Origin of the sequence: Bacillus sp. RAR_M1_44, from assembly GCF_020165935.1 — a bacterium.
Taxonomy (GTDB): domain Bacteria; phylum Bacillota; class Bacilli; order Bacillales; family Bacillaceae; genus Bacillus; species Bacillus altitudinis.
In genome coordinates, this window is record NZ_JAIUKX010000001.1 from 287,578 (window position 1) to 307,577 (window position 20,000).

A 20,000-nucleotide genomic window follows, 5' to 3' on the forward strand; every position below is an offset into this window, starting at 1 on the left:
ATGCGCGATGACAAGGATTAGTAAGCAAAATAATGATGCAAGAGAGTGAGGTCCGCCGGCTGTAAGACTTCACCATCCTCTTATTTGCTGAACCTGCCCTTTGAGCTGTTAGGCAAACCTAAACGTTTCCCGCGTTAAGGGACTAGAGCTGAGTATGTATGATTGCATGCTAATTGAGGGTGGTACCGCGAAAAACCTTTCGTCCTTTGCAGACGAGAGGTTTTTTTATTTTCTACAAGGAGGAGCAGCTTATGAGTAAAATTGGATTTATTGGTGCAGGCTCAATGGCCGAGTCTATGATTAAAGGTCTTTTAAAGAGCGGCATTATGTCAAATGAAGATATCATTGTCACAAATAAAACAAATGAAAAACGATTAGAAGAATTACATGCACGTTATGGAGTCAAAACAGATTTCGCTCGTTCCTTTATTTATGAAGAAGCCGATATGCTGGTGTTTGCTTTAAAACCAAAAGATGCGGAAAGTGGCATTTCTGAAGTAAGGCCCCATTTAAATGGACAGCTGATTATTTCTATTTTAGCGGGCATTTCTATTGAAACCATTCAGCATTATGCTGGCGCAAAAACGGCGGTGGTTCGTGCCATGCCAAATACATCAGCGGCCATACAACAATCAGCTACTGGCATTGCTGTCAGTGATGAAGTCACAGAGGCGCAAAAGGAAAAAGCAGTTCAGCTGTTTGAAACGATCGGTCATGTGACGGTTTTAGATGAATCACAGCTGAATGCGGTCACAGCCATTGCCGGCAGCGGTCCTGCCTTTATTTATCATTTGATTGAAGGAATGGAGCGAGGTGCATCGGAACTTGGGATGGACCAAGAGACAGCGAAATTGCTCATTTGTCAAATGATTGCAGGCGCTGCAAATATGCTTCAGGATAGCGGTAAGGAACCTGCTGAATTGCGCAAAGAAATTACGAGCGAAGGTGGAACGACAGAAGCAGGACTTAATACCCTTGCTTCCTATCAATTTGAAGAAGCGATTGTCGATTGTGTGAAAACAGCGACAAAACGCGCAGCAGAATTAAACGACATGTTTTCAGCGAGTACGTATAAGTAAGTGAGTGAGAAAAGCACCTGCCTTGATGACAGGTGCTTTTCATCTATCACTCGATGCTCTCATGGACATGATGGCTTTGATTTGATCGAGGTGATGAATTTCATGTAAAGCAATGGTTTCAGCTAAAATTTGGACTGTCATCATCCCTTCTTCAGGATGGAGACCTGAAAAATCCCATGTATCCTTTTCTAATCGCTGTAGTGTTTTGTTTCTGCTCACTTTTAAGCGCTCGATCAATGCACTGACCTCTTGTGCGGTATACGTTTCATAAGCTCTTCCCTTCACATATATCTCTGGATCATATGATGCGAAAAGCGTGTGCTCATTTGATATTGCCTGCTCTATCCGCTCTGACCAGACTTCTTCTGTATCATACAAATGTCCAACAATTTGTTTAATCGACCACTTGCCTTCCCCAAAAGATTCATCTAATGTAGCCTCATCACATGTCCATACTAACTCCTCAAGCTTACGCAAACTCTCATGAAGTGATCTCATGATCTCTGTTTTTGTTAGTACTCCTGTTTTCACTCTCACAATCCCCCTTCAAATATATGTAAGTATTATTCTATATCATACTCTATTTCTTTAGACAGAAGGTGATTGATATCAAGAAAAGCCCTATCATGACGATAGAGCTTTCACTTAATTCTTTTCTAATAAAGCATGAATTGTTGATTGTAAGAGCGACGGCAAAACGCCAAAAGAGAATGGGACATGCAGCCGTTCTGTCCATTTGTGCGCATCCTTTCCTAATGGACCAACGTTGATGACAGGAACGTTAAGAGCTTCTTTTTCTCCTTGTGGTAACGAGTAGCCTTTTTGGTATAGCGGCATGTTGGCTGTATAATCGTCTATATCTTGATTTTCAAGCTGTAAGTAGCTTAAATCAGATAAACCAGGAAAATATTTGACTTCTTCTACTTCGATTCCATAGATCTCTTTTGCTTCTCTTTGAATCTTCTTTAAGGTCTTTTGAATATGCAGATCGTTTGTTGAAGAAACAGATGGGTAAAATGGCGGACTATAAAACAACACAATCAGTGCTCCATCTTCCTTACAAAGGGTCGTCAGTTCTGATACAATTTTGGTTGAAAAATCACGATCCCCTAGCTCACCCCGGTTGGCAAAGGCGTAGTTGACAATTCGCTCGACCTCCTGCTTGCCGGATCGTTCAGCAGCTTTTTCGTACAGCTCATGATACGTTAACACCGTGATGTTTGTATCGATGGGTGTAAAATGTTTAAAGCGTTGAAATGCAGCGGTTTTCTGTTTGAGATTGGCTTCGATTTGGGCTGCTGCTTGTTTCGCAGTTTCATAGAGGAGCCCGTGAAGCTCTTCACTAGAGCGGTTCATCATCAGCACATTAAATAAAGAAACAGCCGTGTGAGGCGTTTGAACAGAGTAAGCTTCTTTCAAATCCTTTTGCATCAAATTGGTCGGAGGCGGTGTCACTTCACCATCTACTTCCTCACAATAATCACTATTCAGTTCTAACAGCCTGTTTAATTCAGATACCATAAAATTTGCATTTAATCCTGAGAAGGGCTCACCTACATGTGTTTCAATTCCTTTGCAGAAAAATCCCGCAAGTACCTTCCCTATACTACCTGTATAGATGTATTGGTGCGCATCCCCGGGATACTTTTCAAACATCGGCTCACTGTTTAAACACGCGGTATACTCAAGGTCATACTTCTGCTTGAGCTCCTTTAGTTTCGGAACAGCCTCCAGCATTCCCTGTGAATTCACTTCTTCATCTGGCACTGTGACGAGCAGAATATTTCCTTCAAACCTCCCCGCCATCGCTCTTTCTAGCATGGAAAGCTGGACAGTCAGGCCTGCTTTCATATCCATGGACCCTCGTCCAAACAGCCAGTCACCTGAAGCTAAATCCTCTCTTGCCCTTTTTGGAAGAAGTGCACTTTTTTGAGAAAAGGACGCCATTAACTCTTCGGGCTTACACGCCATATTTTGAAATTCTCCGTAATCCTCTGTATCGACGACATCAAAATGACTGAGGAGTAAAACAGTACGTGGCAGCGTACTTCGTTTGACAAGTGCCGTTAAAAAATACCGGCCATCTTTCATTGGATGCAAAGCCAAGTGATCAGGATGCTGCTCAAAATATGGACGCTCCCTCAGCAAGTAATATAAATATTCCGCTAATGCGACTTCTCCCGTTGTACCAGATATGCTTTCATACTGCATAAGAGCTGTGAGTAGCTCCTTTAGTTCACTTTCCGTTTGCCATTTCATCCGTTTATCCCCCTTTGATGTCCATATCTTTCATTATACAAAATCATGTTCAAAAGCTATATGGTTTGAGCACCTTTTATGACGAATGTTTGAATGGCTGTTATAATCGGCTATACCATTCTATGAGGAGGCGAAGGTAATTGGAAACAAAGCTTTTTTCACCTTGGACATTAAAAGGTGTCACACTCAAAAACCGCATCGTCATGTCCCCGATGTGTATGTATTCATCCTATGACCGTGATGGAAAATTACAGCCTTTCCACTTTGCACATTATATTTCCCGTGCGCAAGGTCAGGCCGGATTAATTATGGTCGAGGCAAGTGCTGTTTCACCTGAGGGAAGAATTAGTGATCAGGACCTCGGAATTTGGAGTGATGAGCACATTGAAGGGTTTGCCTCATTAAACGAACAAATCAAAGCGTACGGAACAAAAACGGCCATCCAGCTAGCCCATGCAGGACGCAAGGCTGAGCTAGATGGTGACATTCTTGCTCCATCCAGCATTCCATTTGACGAGCAATCTAAAACACCTCTTGAGATGTCTATCGATCAAATAAAAGACACAGTTCAGGCGTTTCAAGATGCCGCTGTCCGCGCCAAGAAAGCTGGATTTGACATCATTGAGATTCATGGTGCGCATGGCTATTTGATTAACGAATTTCTCTCACCGCTTGCCAATCACCGGACAGATGAATATGGCGGTTCACCAGAAAATCGTTATCGCTTCTTGAGAGAAGTGGTTGATGCAGTCAATGAAGTGTGGGATGGACCATTATTTGTCCGTGTATCCGCTTCTGATTACACAACAAAAGGACTAGATATTGCAGATTATATTGGCATTGCCGCATGGCTGAAAGAGCAAGGAGTCGATCTAATTGATGTGAGCTCAGGTGCTGTGGTGCAAGCCAGTATTAACACATTCCCCGGCTACCAAGTCACCTTTGCTGAGAAAATAAGAGAAGGTGCCGGCATCCAAACAGCCGCTGTCGGTATGATCACATCTGGTATACAGGCCGAAGAAATTTTACAAAATCAGCGTGCTGACTTGATCTTTATCGGCAGAGAATTTTTACGGGATCCGTATTTCCCAAAAACAGCCGCTAAAGAGCTTCGTACATCCATCGAAAGCCCGCGCCAATACGATCGTGCTTGGTAACATCTTTAAGCAAAAAGGTGTCTATTTTTTGAAATAGGCATCTTTTTTGTTTTTAAGAGAAACATCTTTGCCTTTTGTGCCGTCTTTTAGCTAAAGAACCACTTAGAGGAGATGGAAGAATGAACTCGGCATTGATTGAAAGAACGTATCATATAGATGGACATCACTTTTATACAAGGCATCGTCAAGGGAAAAAGGAAGCCACCATTATTTTTGAAGCAGGATATGGAATTTCAGGCGATACGTGGGCGAATATCGCTCGTGATATTGACCCAGAGCTTGGTGTTTTCTTATATGACCGTTTAGGTAATGGAAAAAGCAGTGAAAGCAAGGAAGGAAGAACTTTGCATGATCTTGCGGATGATTTAGATACACTTTTACATCAAGCCAATATTCAGCCGCCATTTCTCATTGTGGCGCACTCATTTGGCTCTCTTGTCAGCCGCTTATGGGCAAGCCGCAGAAAAGAAGATGTTATCGGTATGGTCCTTCTAGACCCAGCAAGTGAGGAGCAAGAGCAGGTCATTCTGCCGCTCTTATCAAAGGAAGAACGCACTTCATATATGGCGCAATTCACAGCAGAATGTACACATGAGGACTTTGAGCAAATGCTGCGTACGATCAAAGAGGAGCAAACGCATTATGGGATGATGCCCCTTCTTGTCATTTCATCAGGCAAAAGCCGCTTGTTTCATCCAGCACATGAAGCTTGGCTGAGGCTCCATAAACGAATGCTCACATTGTCATCCCAAAGCGGATGGATTCAGGCGCAGAACAGCTCGCATTATATTCATCACGATGAACCACATATTGTGCAGCTTGCGATTTATGATGTATGGTGTGCAGCAAAACAGCCTGCTACTTATTATCAAACAGCTAACTAAAAACAAAAACTCCTTGACCGGACATCAGTCAAGGAGTTTTTCCGTTATACCGTTGGTGCTGATTGACTTTTCTCAGACAGCAGCTTTTCAATGCTGACAAGCTGAACGCATAACGTAAAGATGTCAATCGCCTGCTCTAGTTCTTCAAGTGTTGGGAACGTTGGCGCAATACGGATATTGCGATCAAGCGGGTCGTTACCATAAGGATATGTCGCCCCTGCACCTGTTAGTGTCACACCGGCTTCTTTCGCTTTTTGCACAACAGCTTTTGCACAATGATCGAGTGTATTTAAGCTAATAAAATATCCGCCATTTGGTTTGTGCCACTCAGCGATGCCTGTTCCACCAAGCTTTTCATCAAGGATCGAAAGAACGAGGTCAAATTTCGGCTTAATAATCGCTGCATGCTTTTTCATATGTTCCTTCAATCCTTCTGGATTCTTGAAGAAACGAAGGTGTCTTAATTGATTGATTTTATCTGGCCCAATGGTTTGAACTGATAGCTGTTTTTGAATAAAGCTGACGTTGTCCTGACTAGATGCCATCAGTGCAACACCCGAGCCTGGGAACGTAATTTTAGAAGTAGAGGCGAACATAAACACACGGTTTGCATGTCCTGCTTTGTCTACTGCTTGAAAAATATCTTTTAACGTATCAGGCGTATCTGTTAGATGGTGGACTGCATAGGCATCATCCCAAAAAATACGGAAGTCGTCTGCTTTTGTCTGCATGGAAGCAAGACGGTCGACAACCTCATCTGAATACGTAATGCCGTCAGGGTTGCTATATTTTGGTACACACCAAATCCCTTTGATGGCTTCATCTTCTGCAACCAATTTTTCTACCTGATCCATGTCAGGTCCATCCGACTTCATATCTACCGTAATCATCTCTATGTTAAAATGCTCACAAATGGCAAAATGACGATCATACCCTGGGCTTGGTGCTAAGAATTTTACCTTTGGAAGCTTGCCCCAAGGTGTTTTGCTGCCATATACGCCGTGAGTCATGGCACGGGCAATTGTGTCATGCATCATATTCAGGCTAGAATTACCGCCAATGATGATTTGTTCTGGCTTCAGGTTGAGCACACTTGCAAAAAATTTCTTTGTTTCAGGAAGGCCTGTCAAGCCGCCATAGTTTCGCACATCTGTACCATCCTCAGCTGTCATTGCATCCTTTGATGTCACGACATCGAGCATGCCCATAGATAAATCGAGCTGTTTTGGTGAAGGTTTCCCTCTAGACATGTCTAAGTGTAAGTTTTTACTTTTGTACGTTTCATACTCTTTTTGTCGTGCTGCATATAGGTCATTTAATTCTGCTTCACTTAACGCTGTAAAACCGCTCATCTTTGATTGTGCCTCCCGTATTCTTCATAGTGTAATTCGTCATTTGTTTTTTCTTCACCATTTTACCACTACCTGAAAAAGAGCGTCATCATAAATATCAAAAAAATCACACAACTATTTTTGACGATTCATCCAATTTTTACAGGGTACGGTCAATAGGAAAAGAAAAGAAATCATGTGCAGCTTCAGTCAGCGGGAATATATCGCGGGCTTCTTTGAGTAATTGTTTCAGTGACTCTTCCCCTTGGTAACGTGCACTAATATGGGTCAAAATCAGTCTTTTTGCGCCTGCTTCCTGCGCTGTTTTTGCTGCCTGTTCTGTCGTACTGTGATAATAATTATAGGCTAGTTCTGCATCTTCTTTCCCAAATGTTGCTTCATGGACTAACACATCCGCATTCTTGGCAAGCCTTGTTATATTCTCGCACAAACGGGTATCTCCTGAAAATGCAACGATTCTCCCTTTTTTAGGGGGTTCCAAATAATCGGTTCCATCAATCATTCTTCCATCTTCGAGTGTAACGGTTTCCCCATTTTTCAACTTCTGATACAAAGGTCCAGGTTTTACACCGATTTTTTTTAGGTCTTCGGCTTTTAGTGCACCGGGTACATCTTTTTCCACGACCCGATAACCGTAAGCTGGGATCCCATGAGACACTCGTCTTGCTTCTACTTGAAAGGTCTCATCTTCAAAAACGATCCCTTCCTCTATTTCTATGATATGTAGCGGATAAGTCAAATGCGTTTGTGTCGCTGAAAGTGCCGCATTTACAAAAGCTTTAATGCCGCTTGGACCATATATCGTCAATTCATCCTCTCCGCCTTGAAAGGACCTGCTGCCAAGCAGACCCGGGAGACCATATACATGATCACCGTGCATATGCGTGATAAAGATCTTCTCTATTTTTCTTGGTTTAATCGTTGTATGTAATATTTGATGCTGCGTCGCTTCTCCGCAATCAAAAAGCCACACGGCTTTTCTCTCTTCTAAAAGCTTCAGCGCAGTGCAAGTGACGTTTCTTGTTTTTGCAGGAATGCCTGCACCTGTTCCTAAAAAGAGCAGTTCCATTACGATTTCCTCCTACAGCCGGTATACAATCTCTTCATTCATATAGAATACATGAAGACAGGTTAAATGTGAATTCAGCGGAATTTTTGAAAAAAGTCAAACTTGGGCAGAAAAAGTCGAATCAAATGTTTGCTTTACGAACAATGAACCTTTAAAATAAAGAAAATGTACATACATTCTCGGTTTTTACAACAATGCTACGAATAAAGTGAGGTACTTTTCGTGAATACAGAAACTAACTATCCAAAAGCAGTCATTGTCATCTTTGGCGCAACAGGAGACCTTGCAAAACGCAAGCTCTACCCTTCTATACATAGACTTTATCATAGCGGAAAGCTTGGAGATCAATTCGCTGTTGTAGGTGTTGGACGTCGTCCTTGGTCTCATGAAGACCTAAGAGCTGTGGTAAAAGAATCGGTCTCTTCTGATGATGCAGAAGCAAAAGCAGAGGAATTTATTTCTCATTTCTATTACCATGACTTTGATGTCTCAAGTCCTGCTTCCTATCAAGCACTGAACACGCTTCTTTCTGGTCTTGAAGATACATACAGTATCCCGAATAACCGGATGTTCTATTTAGCGATGGCACCAGAATTCTTCGGAACCATTGCGAAGTTTTTAAAAAGTGAAGGCGTTTCAGAAACGACTGGATGGTCTCGACTTGTTATTGAAAAACCGTTTGGTCATGACCTGCCTAGTGCCAAAACATTAAATGAAGAGATCCGAGATGCATTTACAGAGGATCAAATTTATCGTATTGACCACTACCTCGGTAAACAGATGGTGCAAAACATTGAGGTGATTCGTTTTGCGAATGCGATCTTTGAACCGCTTTGGACAAACCGCTATATTTCAAACATTCAAATCACATCGAGTGAATCATTAGGCGTCGAAGACCGTGCGAGATATTACGAGAGTTCTGGTGCACTGAGAGATATGGTCCAAAACCATATGCTTCAAATGGTTGCACTACTAGCCATGGAGCCGCCGATTAAGCTCAATACAGAGGAAATCCGTAGCGAAAAACGGAAAGCATTGCGTGCGCTTCGTCCTTTCTCGAAAGATGAAGTGGATCAATTCTTTGTCCGCGGACAGTATGATGCAGGAACGATTGATGGCAATATGGTTCCTTCCTATCTTGAAGAGCAAAATGTGGACCCAAACTCCAACACAGAAACATTCGTTGCAGGGAAACTTCTCATCGATAACTTTAGATGGGCCGGGGTACCATTTTACATTCGTACAGGAAAACGTCTAGAAAAGAAATCCACTCAAATCGTGGTGCAATTTAAAGACATTCCGATGAACCTGTACTATGGAAACGGGAATTCCATGCATCCAAACTTACTTGTGATTCACATTCAGCCAGACGAAGGCATTACCCTTCACCTGAATGCTCGCAAGCTTGATGGCGGAACGTATGCTAAACCAATTAAGCTTGACTATCAAACAAATTACAACGACATCATGAATACACCAGAAGCGTATGAAAAGCTGATTCATGACTGTTTGCTAGGTGACGCAACAAACTTTGCCCACTGGGATGAAGTGGCACTGTCTTGGAACTTTGTTGATCCAATTTCAGAAAAATGGGCTGAAACCAAAACGTTAAAACCAAATTACCCTGCTGGTTCTATGGGACCAAAAGAAGCAGATCAGCTTCTTGAAAAAGATGGATATCACTGGTGGAATATATAAAATCAACGAAAAAAGAGCAGTCTCCCGATTGAGGGGGTTCTGCTCTTTTTTTAAAGTCGTGTTTTCGTAATTTCAACCGTTGAAAAATCAAATTTATCATAGCGATGATGGCTAAAGGAATATTCAAACGGCCGGCCTGTGTTTAAATAAGCCACCTGCTCCACTTCTAGCACCGGATCCGTAGGGTCACAGCCTAAATATTGCTGATCAAGCTGATCTGATTTAGCCGCTCTAATTTTTTTGTGCGCTCCTGCCACTTTTAAATGAAGTGTGTTTGTAATGTAGCTATAGATAGACCCCAATAAAACCTCTTCATCTATTCCCTTAATGACATTGACAGGCATAAAGGTTTTTTCTAATACATATGGCTCTTCTTCCACCAAACGGAGCCGAATAATGTCATAGACGGGTGTGCTTGAGTCAATGGATAAATGAGCTGCCACCTCTTCACTTGGAAAATGCACATCAAAGCGAATGATTTGGCTCGTCACGTTTTTATCTGCCATCACTTTCGTGAACCCTTTATTTTCATGACCTGATACGTTGATCGCACCTTGATTTAGCGCTGCCTTCACAATAAATGTGCCATGACCTCTTTTTCTAAAGAGCAGACCTTCCGCCACTAAAAGATCAAGCGCACGCTTCATCGTCATTCTACTGCATTTAAATTCAGCGGCAAGCGAGTTTTCATCTGGAATGGGTTGATCTTCTGGATAATATGCTGTTCCTATTCTTTTTCTAATTTCTTCTGAAATGAGTTCGTACTTTGTCATCTCACACCACCAACTGACTTGTTTTTTCATTTCCTATTATAGCGCTTTCTAGCCTTCCTCTCATTCTACACTAAGCCTAGTGCGCTTAAAAGGTTCGAGCCACTTTCATTTCAACCCTTTTATCTTTACATAAGAAAAATACTTGCCCTTTTCAAGGAAAGAGCAAGTATCTTGATTAGAAACCATTATTCTCTGAAACCGATTGAAACCAGTAGCCACTTTTTTTGATGGTACGTTTCCCGTCTTTCTCAAGGTCCACTGAGACAAATCCATAGCGATTTTTATAGGCATTCGACCATGACCAATTATCCATAAACGTCCACAGGTGATAGCCTTTTACATTACTTCCTTCTTGAATGGCTTGATGCACCCATTTAAGATGCTCAGAAATAAAATCAATGCGGTAATCGTCATGAATCATTCCTTCTTCATCCTGAAACCGCTCTTCTCCTTCGACACCCATTCCATTTTCAGAAATAAAGCATTCAATATTCCCATAGTCTGTCTGGACTTTTTTCAATATATCGTAAATACCCTTTTCATAGATTTCCCAGCCGCGGTACACATTCATTTTTCTGCCCGGCATTTCAAAAGAATCGAAATAATGATCTGGCATAAATGGTGCATCAGGGTGAGGCATATGTTCCTTTGCTTTCACTCTTCTGGGCTGATAATAGTTGATGCCGAGAAGGTCGATCGTGTTCTCTTGAATGAGTTCAAGGTCTCCTTCCTCCATAGCCGGCATCAATCCTTCTTTCTTTAACACATCCACTAGCTTTTCAGGGAAATGTCCTTTCACAGCTGGATCTAGGAAGGACCGGTTAAAGAAGGCGTCAGCCATCTCAGCTGCTTCGACATCCCGCGGATTCTGGCTTCGCGGATACGAAGGAGTAAGGTTGAGGATAATGCCTATTTTCCCATCCTGCTTCATCTCTTTATAAGCCGCAATGGCCTTAGCATTTGATAAAATCTCATGAAATCCAACTTGCACTGCCTTTTGGAAATCAACTTCGTTTGGATAATGGAAGCTATACATATATCCACCCTCTACAGGAACAATCGGCTCGTTATGGGTAAACCATTTTTTCACCCGGTCGCCAAATAGCTGAAAACACAATGTCGCATAGCTGACATAATCGTCTACGACCTGCCTGTTTACCCATCCTCCCGTCTCCTGAAGCGCCATTGGCATATCAAAATGATACAAGTTCACAAACGGTTCAATGTCACTCGCTATCAGTTCATTGATCACATCATTGTAAAAAGCCACAGCTTCTTCATTAACAGCCCCTTTTCCCTCAGGTAAAAGGCGTGACCATGAAATAGATAGACGAAACGAGTTGTGCCCAATCTCCTTCATGAGGCGGATATCCTCTTTGTATTTACGATAAAATTGCGAGGTCACACCTGGACCGACGCCCTGAAAAAAACGATTCGGCTCTTTTTCAAACCAGTGATCCCAAATGTTCGGTCCCTTTCCATCTCCTGGATAACTGCCTTCTGTTTGCGTAGCAGAGGCAGAAGATCCCCACCAGAAACCTTCTGGAAATGTATATGATTGACTGTTAGTTTCCATCGACATGCATTGAGTCTCCTTCACCTTTGATGTTTGTTTGTTTCGTTTTTTCTGTCGTGACTATTTTTTCATTTTTCACATTCATACGATCAATAAATTTTAGGAACGGGAACCAAATGACAAACACAATCATTAAATTAAACAGCTGAAGCAGACCGCCCGCTAATGAATTCGTTGCCATGACTCCGCTAATAAAGATCGGTACTGTCCATGGAATATTCACGCCTGTCGGAGGCGGCACAATACCTGCGGCCATCGCAAAATAAGAAATACAAGTAATCACCATTGGCGCCAAAATCCACGGAATGAGAATAAGCGGGTTCATCACAATCGGTAAACCGAAGATAATGGGTTCATTGACGTTAAATAAACCTGGTCCTAAGCCGAGCTTTGCTACTTGTTTCAATTGCTTACTTTTAAGGAAAATTAAAATTGTAAACACAACAGCTAGCGTCATACCGGTTCCACCCATACCCACTGTATAGATTTCGATAAACTGCTTGCTGATGATGTTCGGAACCTCACCTGTTTTTGTGTAGCTTTCTAGATTTTGAATGGACAATGTATTCCAAATCGGGTCCATGACAGAGTTGATAATAATTTGGCCGTGGAGCCCAAAGAACCAAAGAATTTGTATAAAGAAAATAGCGATCAAGGTCGGAATGATACCGCTTCCAAGTCCGACAAGCGGCGCCTGAATCGCATTGTAAATCAAGTCATGCATGTTGGTTTTGAACCCTTGTGTAATGATGATATTGATCAGTAAAAAGGTTGTGAGTGTCAAAGTAGCCGGGATGAGTGCAGCAAAAGACTTAGAAACAGCTGGCGGAACCCCTTGCGGCATATTGATGACAAATTTCTTTTGGACAAAATAGCGATAAATTTCAGCAGACAAAAAGCCTGTGATCATTCCAAGGAACATTCCCTTTGCGCCCAAACGATCGACTGGGATGACGCCTGCAATGGATGCACCGCCCTCTTGCTCTAGTAAAAATGGTGTAAGGAGCAGAAAAGAGGCTAAAGCGATCACACCGCCAAAGACAGCTTCCACATCATAGCTTTTCGATAAATAGTAGCCAATCCCAAATACAACAAACACACTCATAATGCTGATGGTCGCACTCGGTGCAATATTCAGTGCAGACTGAACACCTTCCAGTGCTGTTTGACTCATGATCTTATCTAAAAATGGCAAATTCATTAATACGACCATGATGGAACCAAAAATCGTTAATGGGAACGCAAGCATAAAGGCATCCCTTAATACCCCTAGATAGCGATTGTTGTTCAATCTCCCAGCAATCGGAACCAAAATTGCACTTATTTTATCAAACATTGGTTTCCCCCCTTGTTTACACCCTTTATTGTTTCAGTGATTGCAATATCGGTAAGAGCTCTCCCACAAGCTCTTTTATTGTCATCGTTGACATGAAATGATCTTCGGCATGCATGAGCAGCAAGGAGAATGAAATCGTTTCTCCGCTTGCCTCTTGCTGTACCATTTGAAAATGGATATCATGTGCATTCCGCAAGTCATCTTCCGCTTCTTTGAGAAGGTCAGATGCTACTATTTCATGACCTTCTCTGAATTGTTTAAGAGATTGAAGCAATTTGCTTCGTGCATTTCCGCTGTGTAAGATCAATTGAAAACTGATTTGTTCTTCCGTGAGTCCTTCGAGTGTTTTCTTTTCCATCCTTTAAGATTCCCCCATCAATGAAACCGCTTGTTCATACGCTTTTTGACCATCTGCTAGCCCATACGCCTGCATATCGATGACCTCTACTTCAATCCCATATTTTTGAGCTTCTTTTTGAAGATCCCCTTTTAAAAAGCTCATTTGCGGTCCAATTAATACAACATCGGCATGTGCCATTTCTTTTTTCGCTTGGTCTTGTCCGACTGCCCAAATCTCTGCTTCTTCCCCTATAGACTCAGCATGTGCCTTCATCTTTGTGACTAGTAAACTCGTAGACATACCTGAACTGCATGCTAATAAAATACGTTTCATTTCTCTCACCCCATTGTTGTAATAAAAGCGCTTCCAGTTAATATTATATATTTTTATTTTTAAATGTCTAGACATTTAATTTTATATGTATGTATTTTATTTTAAAAATGACCGTATCATTACTCAAAACAAGCTTTCAAAACGAAAGAGATCTCATCCAGATATGAACGAGACCCCTTTTCTTTTAAAAAATACTCTCCGAATGAACCATAAAGTAGCTTTTTCTTCAGAAGACAGTCTTTGAGAACTTTGTTAAAATAAGTGCGAATGACTTAGCTCATTCAAAAACCCATTTTTTCATCCCATAAATCATGAGAAGTAACTGCCCAGAGATGGAGACAGATTCTATTCCCACTCAATTTGATGGATAGGTAAACGTCTTTTGCTGCTACTTTTCGAATCTATTCATATCTTTGCAATCAAAAGGAGTGGATATCATGGCAGTCACTCATTTGTGTGAAGCCTGTAAAAGAAACGAGATTGATGTTGTAAAAATTTCTGATGAACCAGCTCAGCCTTATCGATTATGCAATGATTGTCATAGGCGGCTCTTAACCTATTCTTTACGTCCAATTGAATGGTATCACTTAGCGATCATCCACTCTCCAAAGAAATTTTTATTGCACGATGATTTTTATGAAGAAAACGGAGAGGCTTGTCAGCCAGAAGAAGATGTATTGGTCACAGCAGAAGAGAAAATACCCACATTGCAAGCGGTTCAACATGATTTGGAGTCTTTATTAGATTTCTCAATCACAAGATGGTTTCTTCACAACGATGTCATCAATGCCCTGAAAAAACACGATACACAAAAAATGTTGATGTCTGTAAAAGCTAGATTTTATGGAACGGAAAATCATGAAGTCAAATCAAGAATGCTGGAGATCGCAGCTGATGTTTTAGGTACTGCAGCTTCGGATTGGGTAAGAGAGCTTTGGGAGAATGATGCCGATAAATTTTTTCATCCGCTTTCTTGGGCAGCAGCCAGTAGTTTACCAGCCGAGGAAGGAATGAGACGTATTTTTGATCAATTGAAATGTGTAAGTGAAAAGGAATTGCCAATGACGGCTCTCTCCAGCCTATATCGTTTCCGTTCACATCACATACTTGATTGGATGGAGTCTCATTGCTCCTCTTTTCACGACAGTTGGGGCAGGTTGGCATCAGCATGCTTTCCAACATGGCTCAGAATGAAATCTTGGCTAAACAAAGGAAGACCTTTCAGTTTAATTGCACTCGATACAATGGCGAACTGTCTAGCAGTTAAAAACGATCCATTTATCGAGGAGTTATCACCTAAAATACTTCGTACAGATATCAATGAAATAGAACCCATTTTATATGATTATCTTCAAAAAGATGGCGTTCCTCGTGTCAAAACGAAAGTAGGCATCATCGTGAAGAACAAAGAAGCCATATTTGAAAAAGGCGAATAAATGGATAAAAGCGTGTGCAATGTTTATGCTCACGCTTTTCACTAGCATGACAACATACTAGATCATAATTTGATGTTGTGTTATCCTCTGAGCCCAGCCCGTGATCAACATATGCACGATTATCCTTTTCCTGCTTGGAATCCCGGGTACTTGGTCATACCGCCGTCTACATATAACGTCAACCCTGTCACATAGCTCGCTTCTTTTGATGCAAGCCAGACAGCACATGCTGCCACTTCTTCCGGTTTTCCGATATAGCCAATTGGTATCAGCTCAATGACGCCCCTTTTCAATGCTGGATCATCAAATTTTTCGGCATTGATGGGGGTATCAATTGCACCTGGTGCAATACTGTTTACGCGAATTTTTTTAGGGGCATATTCTAGTGCCAGCGTTTCTGTCAAAAGCTTGGCGCCTCCTTTACTTGCTGCATAATGGACAAAATGAGGCCACGGGATTTGCTGATGGACCGACGACATATTAATAATCGACCCCTCGATCCCGTGTTCTGTCATATACTTTAATGCATCACGACACCCTAAAAACATACCTGTTAAATTGGTGGACATCACTTTGTTCCAGTTATCTAGCGTCATTTCAGTTGAAGGAACTTCATTTTCAATTCCTGCATTATTGATCATGACATCAAGACTGCCATATGTATCAACAGCTTGATTAATCATCGCCTTCATATCCTCTTCTTTTGATACATCCCCTTGAATTTTCACAGCCTGTCCGCCACTTTTTTGAATCTCAGCAATCGTGTCGTCCGGGTTTTCTTTATCGGAGAAATAATTGATCACTACATTGGCTTTTTCTTGTCCAAACCGGCGCGCCATCGCCTGACCTATCCCTGTACCTGCTCCTGTGATGAGAACTGTTTTTCCTTCCAAATCTGGATACATTCGTTTAACCTCCTATTTTGTAAAACCTAGCAGCACACCACCTGCGATAATCATCAAGCAGCCTGCAATAACAAAGCTTGTTTTAGATGCTTTCTCTTTTAATAAATAAATACCGCCTAAAGTCGAGATGACAATTCCTGTTTGAGACATGGAAAAACTTACTGCTACGCCAATGAGCGGAATCGCCAAGAGAAGCCCTAGATTTCCTGTCGACCACACAAGACCAGCAATGATATTTCTGAATGTATATTTGCTAAATGGGTCTTGCTTTAGACTGATCGCTAACGATGAAAGCAGCATGCCGACAGATTGCGGAACGAGCGCAGACCAGCCATCTATATGAAACCATCTTAAAATGACAACATATCCGACGTAGCCTACGGTTGAGATGAGCAAAATGATGATTCCCTTTTTAAAATTGCCGCCTTCGTTCCCGCCACTCTTTTTTTGACCCAGTGATGTCATGACAACACCAGCAATAATAAATAAAATAGCACAAGAACCAATAAGTATGACCGTCATGGTTTGCCATTCTTTGAAGACGATGACACCAAATAATGTCGTGCTCACAAGCTGCATACCCGTTGATAAAGGAACAGCCTTTGACACCCCTAGAAAGGCGACACTTGAAAGCTGATTCATTTGCCCTATACTCCAAAAGATCCCAGAGATAACGGAAACCGCAAAAATAAGCGGTGTCAGTTCCGGCATTTTGATCAAATAGGCGCCGATTGAAAACAAAAAAGCGCCGAGGGTAATGCCGAGTGTTTGCTGATAGGCATTCCCGCCAAGTTTGACACTGATGAGAACAATACTTCCCCAAAATATCGCTGGGAGAAGTGCATATAAAATGCCCACTTCTATCCCTACTTTCTGTTCTTTTTTACTTAGCATCCCTCTTTTTCGGATTTTTAGCCGAATAGATGTAAACACAAAAAAGACCTTACCAAGGTAAGGTCTTTTGAGGTTTTATACTTATTTCATCCATTCAGTATGGAAGACGCCTTCTTTATCTGTGCGCTCATACGTATGTGCGCCGAAGTAGTCACGCTGTGCTTGAATTAAGTTAGCTGGAAGGACAGCTGTACGATAGCTATCAAAGTAAGCAAGTGCACTTGAGAATGAAGGAACAGGAACACCTTGTTCTACTGCAAGTGAAATCACTTTACGAAGTGATGATTGATAGCTTTCTACGATATCCTTGAAGTAAGGATCAAGCAATAGGTTTTTCAATTCAGGGTTACGGTCATAAGCTTCTTTGATTTGCTGCAGGAAGGCTGCACGAATGATACATCCACCACGGAAGATCATCGCAATTTCACCGTATTTCAAATCCCAGTTATACTCTTCAGACGCTGCTTTCATTTGCGCAAAACCTTGTGCATATGAGCAGATTTTACTCATGAAGAGAGCTTTTCTAACAGCTTCGATTAATGCTTGTTTATCTTCAGCTGATTGAGTTGGCTCAGGCCCTTGAATTAATTGACTTGCTTCCACACGCTCATCTTTCATCGCAGAAATAAAACGTGCGAAAACAGATTCCGTAATGATTGGAAGCGGGACACCTAAATCAAGTGAGCTTTGGCTTGTCCATTTTCCAGTTCCTTTTTGGCCGGCTTTATCTAAGATGACATCTACTAGTGGCTGGTTCGTTTCCTCATCCACTTTTGTGAAAATGTCAGCTGTGATTTCGATTAAGTAGCTGTCAAGTTCGCCTTTATTCCACTCTGAGAATACTTCATGAAGCTCCCCTGCTGATAAACCAGCGACATGCTTCAAGATAAAGTATGATTCAGAGATCAATTGCATGTCTCCGTACTCGATACCGTTATGAACCATTTTGACATAATGTCCTGCTCCATCTGGACCGATATACGTTGTACAAGGCTCACCATCTACTTTCGCAGAGATGGCTTCTAAAATTGGTTTCACTAGCTCGTGCGCTTCTTTTTGACCGCCAGGCATGATAGAAGGACCTTTAAGTGCGCCTTCTTCACCGCCAGAAACACCTGTTCCAATGAAGTGAATACCACTTTCCGCAAGCTCTTGGTTACGTCTTTGTGTATCCTTGTAATATGTATTTCCACCATCAATTAAAATGTCACCTTTCTCTAGGTGAGGAAGTAATGATTGAATGGTTGCATCTGTTGCTGCACCCGCTTTTACCATTAAAAGAATTTTACGCGGCGTTTCAAGCGATTGAACAAATTCTTCAATGCTGTATGTGCCTACAACGTTTTTCCCTTGTGATTCTTGAAGAAATTCTTCTGTTTTGCTGCTAGATCTGTTATAAACGGACACGGAGAAACCGCGGCTTTCAATATTTAGGGCAAGGTTTTTCCCCATAACGGCTAGTCCAACGACACCGATTTGTTGTTTTGACATAATTCTGACGTCCCTTCTAACACACTATATTGATTACTGCTGAAATGATGTACCCTTTGAAATTACCACAACATCACCTCTTTTATCAAGTTTTCAGGCTAGTCATTTCCTCTTTCGTCCTGAAAAAAGTCTTTATTAAAACTTGTACCACTTGTTTTGCTCTCTTTTTCCTTAATGGTCACTCCTCTTTGGATGAGTGGTTTACCGTACTTTTCTTTCAGTCCGTCTAAAAGAGATTGGAGCGGTTCGTCTTTTGCATCTTCTGTATAAGAGAATAAATCAAGCTGCTTGACGGCTGATTTTCGTTCCACAAGATCGGTCCCCGTCACACCTAAAAGTCTTACTGGTTGGTCATTCCAATGCTTTAGGAATAGCTGCTTTGCCGCCTCAAATAGATCTTCCTTTCGATCAGTTGGATTCGTGAGTGTGACGCTCCGTGTAATATTTTTCCAGCTTGCATAGCGAATCATAATGAGCAGCCGGTTCGCCATCACTTCTTTTCTTCGTAATCTGGCACTCACCGATTGCGACAGTTTCTCTATTAATGAGACGAGTTCATCTGTATCATCCGAATCGTGAGGAAGAGTGGAAGAATTGCCGACAGATTTAAATTCGTATATTCTTTCTGGATCTACAATGCCGTCATGCTCTCCGTTTGCCTTTTGCTTTAACCTCGGTCCATTGATGCCTAATAACTCTTTCAGCGCATATTCATTCGCTTTTGCTAAATCTTCAATTGTATGAATTCCGATGGTTTTCAGCTTATCTGCCGTTTTCTGTCCAACCCCATGCATGTCACCAGCAGGGAGCGGCCAGAGCATTCTCGGGACATCTCGTTTACGCAAAATGGTAATGCCCATTGGCTTTTTCCAATTAGACGCCATCTTCGCTAGAAATTTATTTGGTGCAATGCCAATACTCGAAGGAAGCATGAGCTCTTCTACTAGCCTCGTTTGAATATCATGAGCGGTTTTCACAGCATGCTCCGCATAAGGGGTATTGGTTAAATCAATATAGCCTTCATCAATTGAAACGGGTTCAACTAAGTCACTATATTCTCTTAGTATGGTAAACATTTCTTGTGAGGAGCTGCGGTACCGGTCGAAGTTGGGTGTACGCACAATCAGTCCCGGACAAAGCCGCTTCGCTTCCCAGAGTGGCATCGGGGGCTTCACACCGAGTGCTCTTGCCTCGTAGCTGCAGGTCACAACAATCCCTTTGCGCTCTTTTGCATTTCCGCTAATGGCTAAAGGTTTCCCTCTCAAAGAAGGATCATACGCCATTTCTACGGATGCATAGAAACTATTCATATCAATATGAAAAATGATTCGCCCCTTCTTTTGAGAATCAGCCATTTGCTTGCCTCCTTAGGTGATCTACTTTCCTTCACTTCACCGTGATTTCACCTGTTTGTTCCA

At 41.9% G+C, this 20,000-nt stretch carries 18 protein-coding genes and 1 other annotated feature (1 of these 19 running past the window's edge); of the genes, 5 read left to right on the forward strand and 13 right to left on the reverse strand.

Going from position 1 to position 20,000, the window contains the following annotated elements:
• Window positions 1–210 (forward strand) — a binding site (T-box leader); it begins 2 nt to the left of the window's first position.
• A gap of 41 nt (window positions 211–251) precedes the next feature.
• The gene (proC, locus tag LCD34_RS01530; RefSeq protein WP_008342285.1) at window positions 252–1,079 is read left to right on the forward strand and encodes a pyrroline-5-carboxylate reductase; all 828 of its coding nucleotides are present in this window, start codon (window positions 252–254) and stop codon (window positions 1,077–1,079) included.
• Between the two features lie 39 nt (window positions 1,080–1,118).
• On the opposite strand, the gene LCD34_RS01535 is transcribed toward proC, so the two are convergent.
• The gene (locus LCD34_RS01535) at window positions 1,119–1,610 is read right to left on the reverse strand and encodes a DinB family protein (RefSeq protein ID WP_050827378.1); all 492 of its coding nucleotides are present in this window, start codon (window positions 1,608–1,610) and stop codon (window positions 1,119–1,121) included.
• Window positions 1,611–1,724: 114 nt separating this feature from the next.
• The gene (locus LCD34_RS01540; protein WP_050827380.1) at window positions 1,725–3,338 is read right to left on the reverse strand and encodes a M20/M25/M40 family metallo-hydrolase; all 1,614 of its coding nucleotides are present in this window, start codon (window positions 3,336–3,338) and stop codon (window positions 1,725–1,727) included.
• Window positions 3,339–3,478: 140 nt separating this feature from the next.
• Here LCD34_RS01540 and namA point away from each other — a divergent pair, with 140 nt between their 5' ends.
• Together namA and LCD34_RS01550 are read left to right on the forward strand one after the other, a co-directional pair.
• Entirely contained in the window at window positions 3,479–4,495 is a 1,017-nt protein-coding gene (gene namA, locus LCD34_RS01545; protein WP_017367553.1) for an NADPH dehydrogenase NamA, read from the forward strand.
• Between the two features lie 119 nt (window positions 4,496–4,614).
• Window positions 4,615–5,379 carry an alpha/beta fold hydrolase gene (locus LCD34_RS01550; RefSeq protein WP_025207587.1) on the forward strand — a complete coding sequence of 255 codons (765 nt, stop codon included), beginning with the start codon at window positions 4,615–4,617 and terminating at the stop codon, window positions 5,377–5,379.
• A gap of 44 nt (window positions 5,380–5,423) precedes the next feature.
• Here the strand turns inward: LCD34_RS01550 and LCD34_RS01555 are convergent, their stop codons facing one another.
• A complete protein-coding gene (locus tag LCD34_RS01555; protein WP_017367555.1) occupies window positions 5,424–6,731 on the reverse strand; it encodes an aminotransferase class I/II-fold pyridoxal phosphate-dependent enzyme in 1,308 nt (435 codons plus the stop codon).
• 139 nt (window positions 6,732–6,870) lie between these two features.
• Window positions 6,871–7,800, reverse strand: a complete 930-nt coding sequence (rnz, locus tag LCD34_RS01560; protein ID WP_039165882.1) for a ribonuclease Z — start codon at window positions 7,798–7,800, stop codon at window positions 6,871–6,873.
• 222 nt (window positions 7,801–8,022) lie between these two features.
• Between rnz and zwf the strand changes: the two genes are divergently transcribed.
• Window positions 8,023–9,498 carry a glucose-6-phosphate dehydrogenase gene (gene zwf / locus LCD34_RS01565; RefSeq protein ID WP_008342269.1) on the forward strand — a complete coding sequence of 492 codons (1,476 nt, stop codon included), beginning with the start codon at window positions 8,023–8,025 and terminating at the stop codon, window positions 9,496–9,498.
• A gap of 50 nt (window positions 9,499–9,548) precedes the next feature.
• Here the strand turns inward: zwf and LCD34_RS01570 are convergent, their stop codons facing one another.
• From LCD34_RS01570 to LCD34_RS01590, 5 genes are all read right to left on the reverse strand, one after another.
• Window positions 9,549–10,271: a GntR family transcriptional regulator gene (locus LCD34_RS01570; RefSeq protein WP_017357941.1), complete on the reverse strand. Its 723-nt coding sequence runs from the start codon at window positions 10,269–10,271 to the stop codon at window positions 9,549–9,551.
• Between the two features lie 175 nt (window positions 10,272–10,446).
• Window positions 10,447–11,853 (reverse strand): glycoside hydrolase family 1 protein, encoded by a 1,407-nt coding sequence (locus LCD34_RS01575; RefSeq protein WP_224558436.1) that lies wholly within the window; start codon window positions 11,851–11,853, stop codon window positions 10,447–10,449.
• On the reverse strand, window positions 11,837–13,183 hold the full coding sequence (gene celB, locus LCD34_RS01580) for a PTS cellobiose transporter subunit IIC (RefSeq protein ID WP_035390768.1): 1,347 nt from the start codon (window positions 13,181–13,183) through the stop codon (window positions 11,837–11,839). Before celB ends, LCD34_RS01575 begins: the two co-directional genes overlap by 17 nt.
• A 25-nt stretch (window positions 13,184–13,208) precedes the next feature.
• Window positions 13,209–13,541, reverse strand: a complete 333-nt coding sequence (locus LCD34_RS01585; RefSeq protein WP_007501110.1) for a PTS lactose/cellobiose transporter subunit IIA — start codon at window positions 13,539–13,541, stop codon at window positions 13,209–13,211.
• Window positions 13,542–13,544: 3 nt separating this feature from the next.
• The gene (locus LCD34_RS01590) at window positions 13,545–13,856 is read right to left on the reverse strand and encodes a PTS sugar transporter subunit IIB (RefSeq protein WP_017367558.1); all 312 of its coding nucleotides are present in this window, start codon (window positions 13,854–13,856) and stop codon (window positions 13,545–13,547) included.
• A gap of 437 nt (window positions 13,857–14,293) precedes the next feature.
• On the opposite strand from LCD34_RS01590, the gene LCD34_RS01595 reads away from it, so the two are divergent.
• Window positions 14,294–15,292 carry a hypothetical protein gene (locus LCD34_RS01595; protein WP_224558437.1) on the forward strand — a complete coding sequence of 333 codons (999 nt, stop codon included), beginning with the start codon at window positions 14,294–14,296 and terminating at the stop codon, window positions 15,290–15,292.
• A gap of 119 nt (window positions 15,293–15,411) precedes the next feature.
• Here the strand turns inward: LCD34_RS01595 and LCD34_RS01600 are convergent, their stop codons facing one another.
• The 4 genes from LCD34_RS01600 to LCD34_RS01615 all read right to left on the reverse strand — a co-directional run bounded on the left by LCD34_RS01600 (window position 15,412) and on the right by LCD34_RS01615 (window position 19,937).
• Window positions 15,412–16,197 (reverse strand): SDR family oxidoreductase, encoded by a 786-nt coding sequence (locus LCD34_RS01600; RefSeq protein ID WP_224558438.1) that lies wholly within the window; start codon window positions 16,195–16,197, stop codon window positions 15,412–15,414.
• A gap of 12 nt (window positions 16,198–16,209) precedes the next feature.
• The gene (locus LCD34_RS01605; protein WP_024718904.1) at window positions 16,210–17,055 is read right to left on the reverse strand and encodes a GRP family sugar transporter; all 846 of its coding nucleotides are present in this window, start codon (window positions 17,053–17,055) and stop codon (window positions 16,210–16,212) included.
• Window positions 17,056–17,172: 117 nt separating this feature from the next.
• Window positions 17,173–18,582 (reverse strand): NADP-dependent phosphogluconate dehydrogenase, encoded by a 1,410-nt coding sequence (gene gndA / locus LCD34_RS01610; RefSeq protein ID WP_008342251.1) that lies wholly within the window; start codon window positions 18,580–18,582, stop codon window positions 17,173–17,175.
• A 98-nt stretch (window positions 18,583–18,680) separates the two neighbouring features.
• Window positions 18,681–19,937 carry a DNA polymerase IV gene (locus LCD34_RS01615; protein WP_008342250.1) on the reverse strand — a complete coding sequence of 419 codons (1,257 nt, stop codon included), beginning with the start codon at window positions 19,935–19,937 and terminating at the stop codon, window positions 18,681–18,683.
• Between the last annotated feature and the right edge of the window lie 63 nt (window positions 19,938–20,000).

Bases quoted from the DNA above. Each gene is read 5' to 3' on its own strand.
- proC (WP_008342285.1), top strand. From the start codon at position 252: ATGAGTAAAATTGGATTTATTGGTGCAGGCTCAATGGCCGAGTCTATG.
- LCD34_RS01540 (WP_050827380.1), bottom strand. From the start codon at position 3,338: ATGAAATGGCAAACGGAAAGTGAACTAAAGGAGCTACTCACAGCTCTT.
- LCD34_RS01550 (WP_025207587.1), top strand. From the start codon at position 4,615: ATGAACTCGGCATTGATTGAAAGAACGTATCATATAGATGGACATCAC.
- LCD34_RS01555 (WP_017367555.1), bottom strand. From the start codon at position 6,731: ATGAGCGGTTTTACAGCGTTAAGTGAAGCAGAATTAAATGACCTATAT.
- rnz (WP_039165882.1), bottom strand. From the start codon at position 7,800: ATGGAACTGCTCTTTTTAGGAACAGGTGCAGGCATTCCTGCAAAAACA.
- LCD34_RS01570 (WP_017357941.1), bottom strand. From the start codon at position 10,271: ATGACAAAGTACGAACTCATTTCAGAAGAAATTAGAAAAAGAATAGGA.
- LCD34_RS01575 (WP_224558436.1), bottom strand. From the start codon at position 11,853: ATGTCGATGGAAACTAACAGTCAATCATATACATTTCCAGAAGGTTTC.
- celB (WP_035390768.1), bottom strand. From the start codon at position 13,183: ATGTTTGATAAAATAAGTGCAATTTTGGTTCCGATTGCTGGGAGATTG.
- LCD34_RS01585 (WP_007501110.1), bottom strand. From the start codon at position 13,541: ATGGAAAAGAAAACACTCGAAGGACTCACGGAAGAACAAATCAGTTTT.
- LCD34_RS01590 (WP_017367558.1), bottom strand. From the start codon at position 13,856: ATGAAACGTATTTTATTAGCATGCAGTTCAGGTATGTCTACGAGTTTA.
- LCD34_RS01595 (WP_224558437.1), top strand. From the start codon at position 14,294: ATGGCAGTCACTCATTTGTGTGAAGCCTGTAAAAGAAACGAGATTGAT.
- LCD34_RS01600 (WP_224558438.1), bottom strand. From the start codon at position 16,197: ATGTATCCAGATTTGGAAGGAAAAACAGTTCTCATCACAGGAGCAGGT.
- gndA (WP_008342251.1), bottom strand. From the start codon at position 18,582: ATGTCAAAACAACAAATCGGTGTCGTTGGACTAGCCGTTATGGGGAAA.
- LCD34_RS01615 (WP_008342250.1), bottom strand. From the start codon at position 19,937: ATGGCTGATTCTCAAAAGAAGGGGCGAATCATTTTTCATATTGATATG.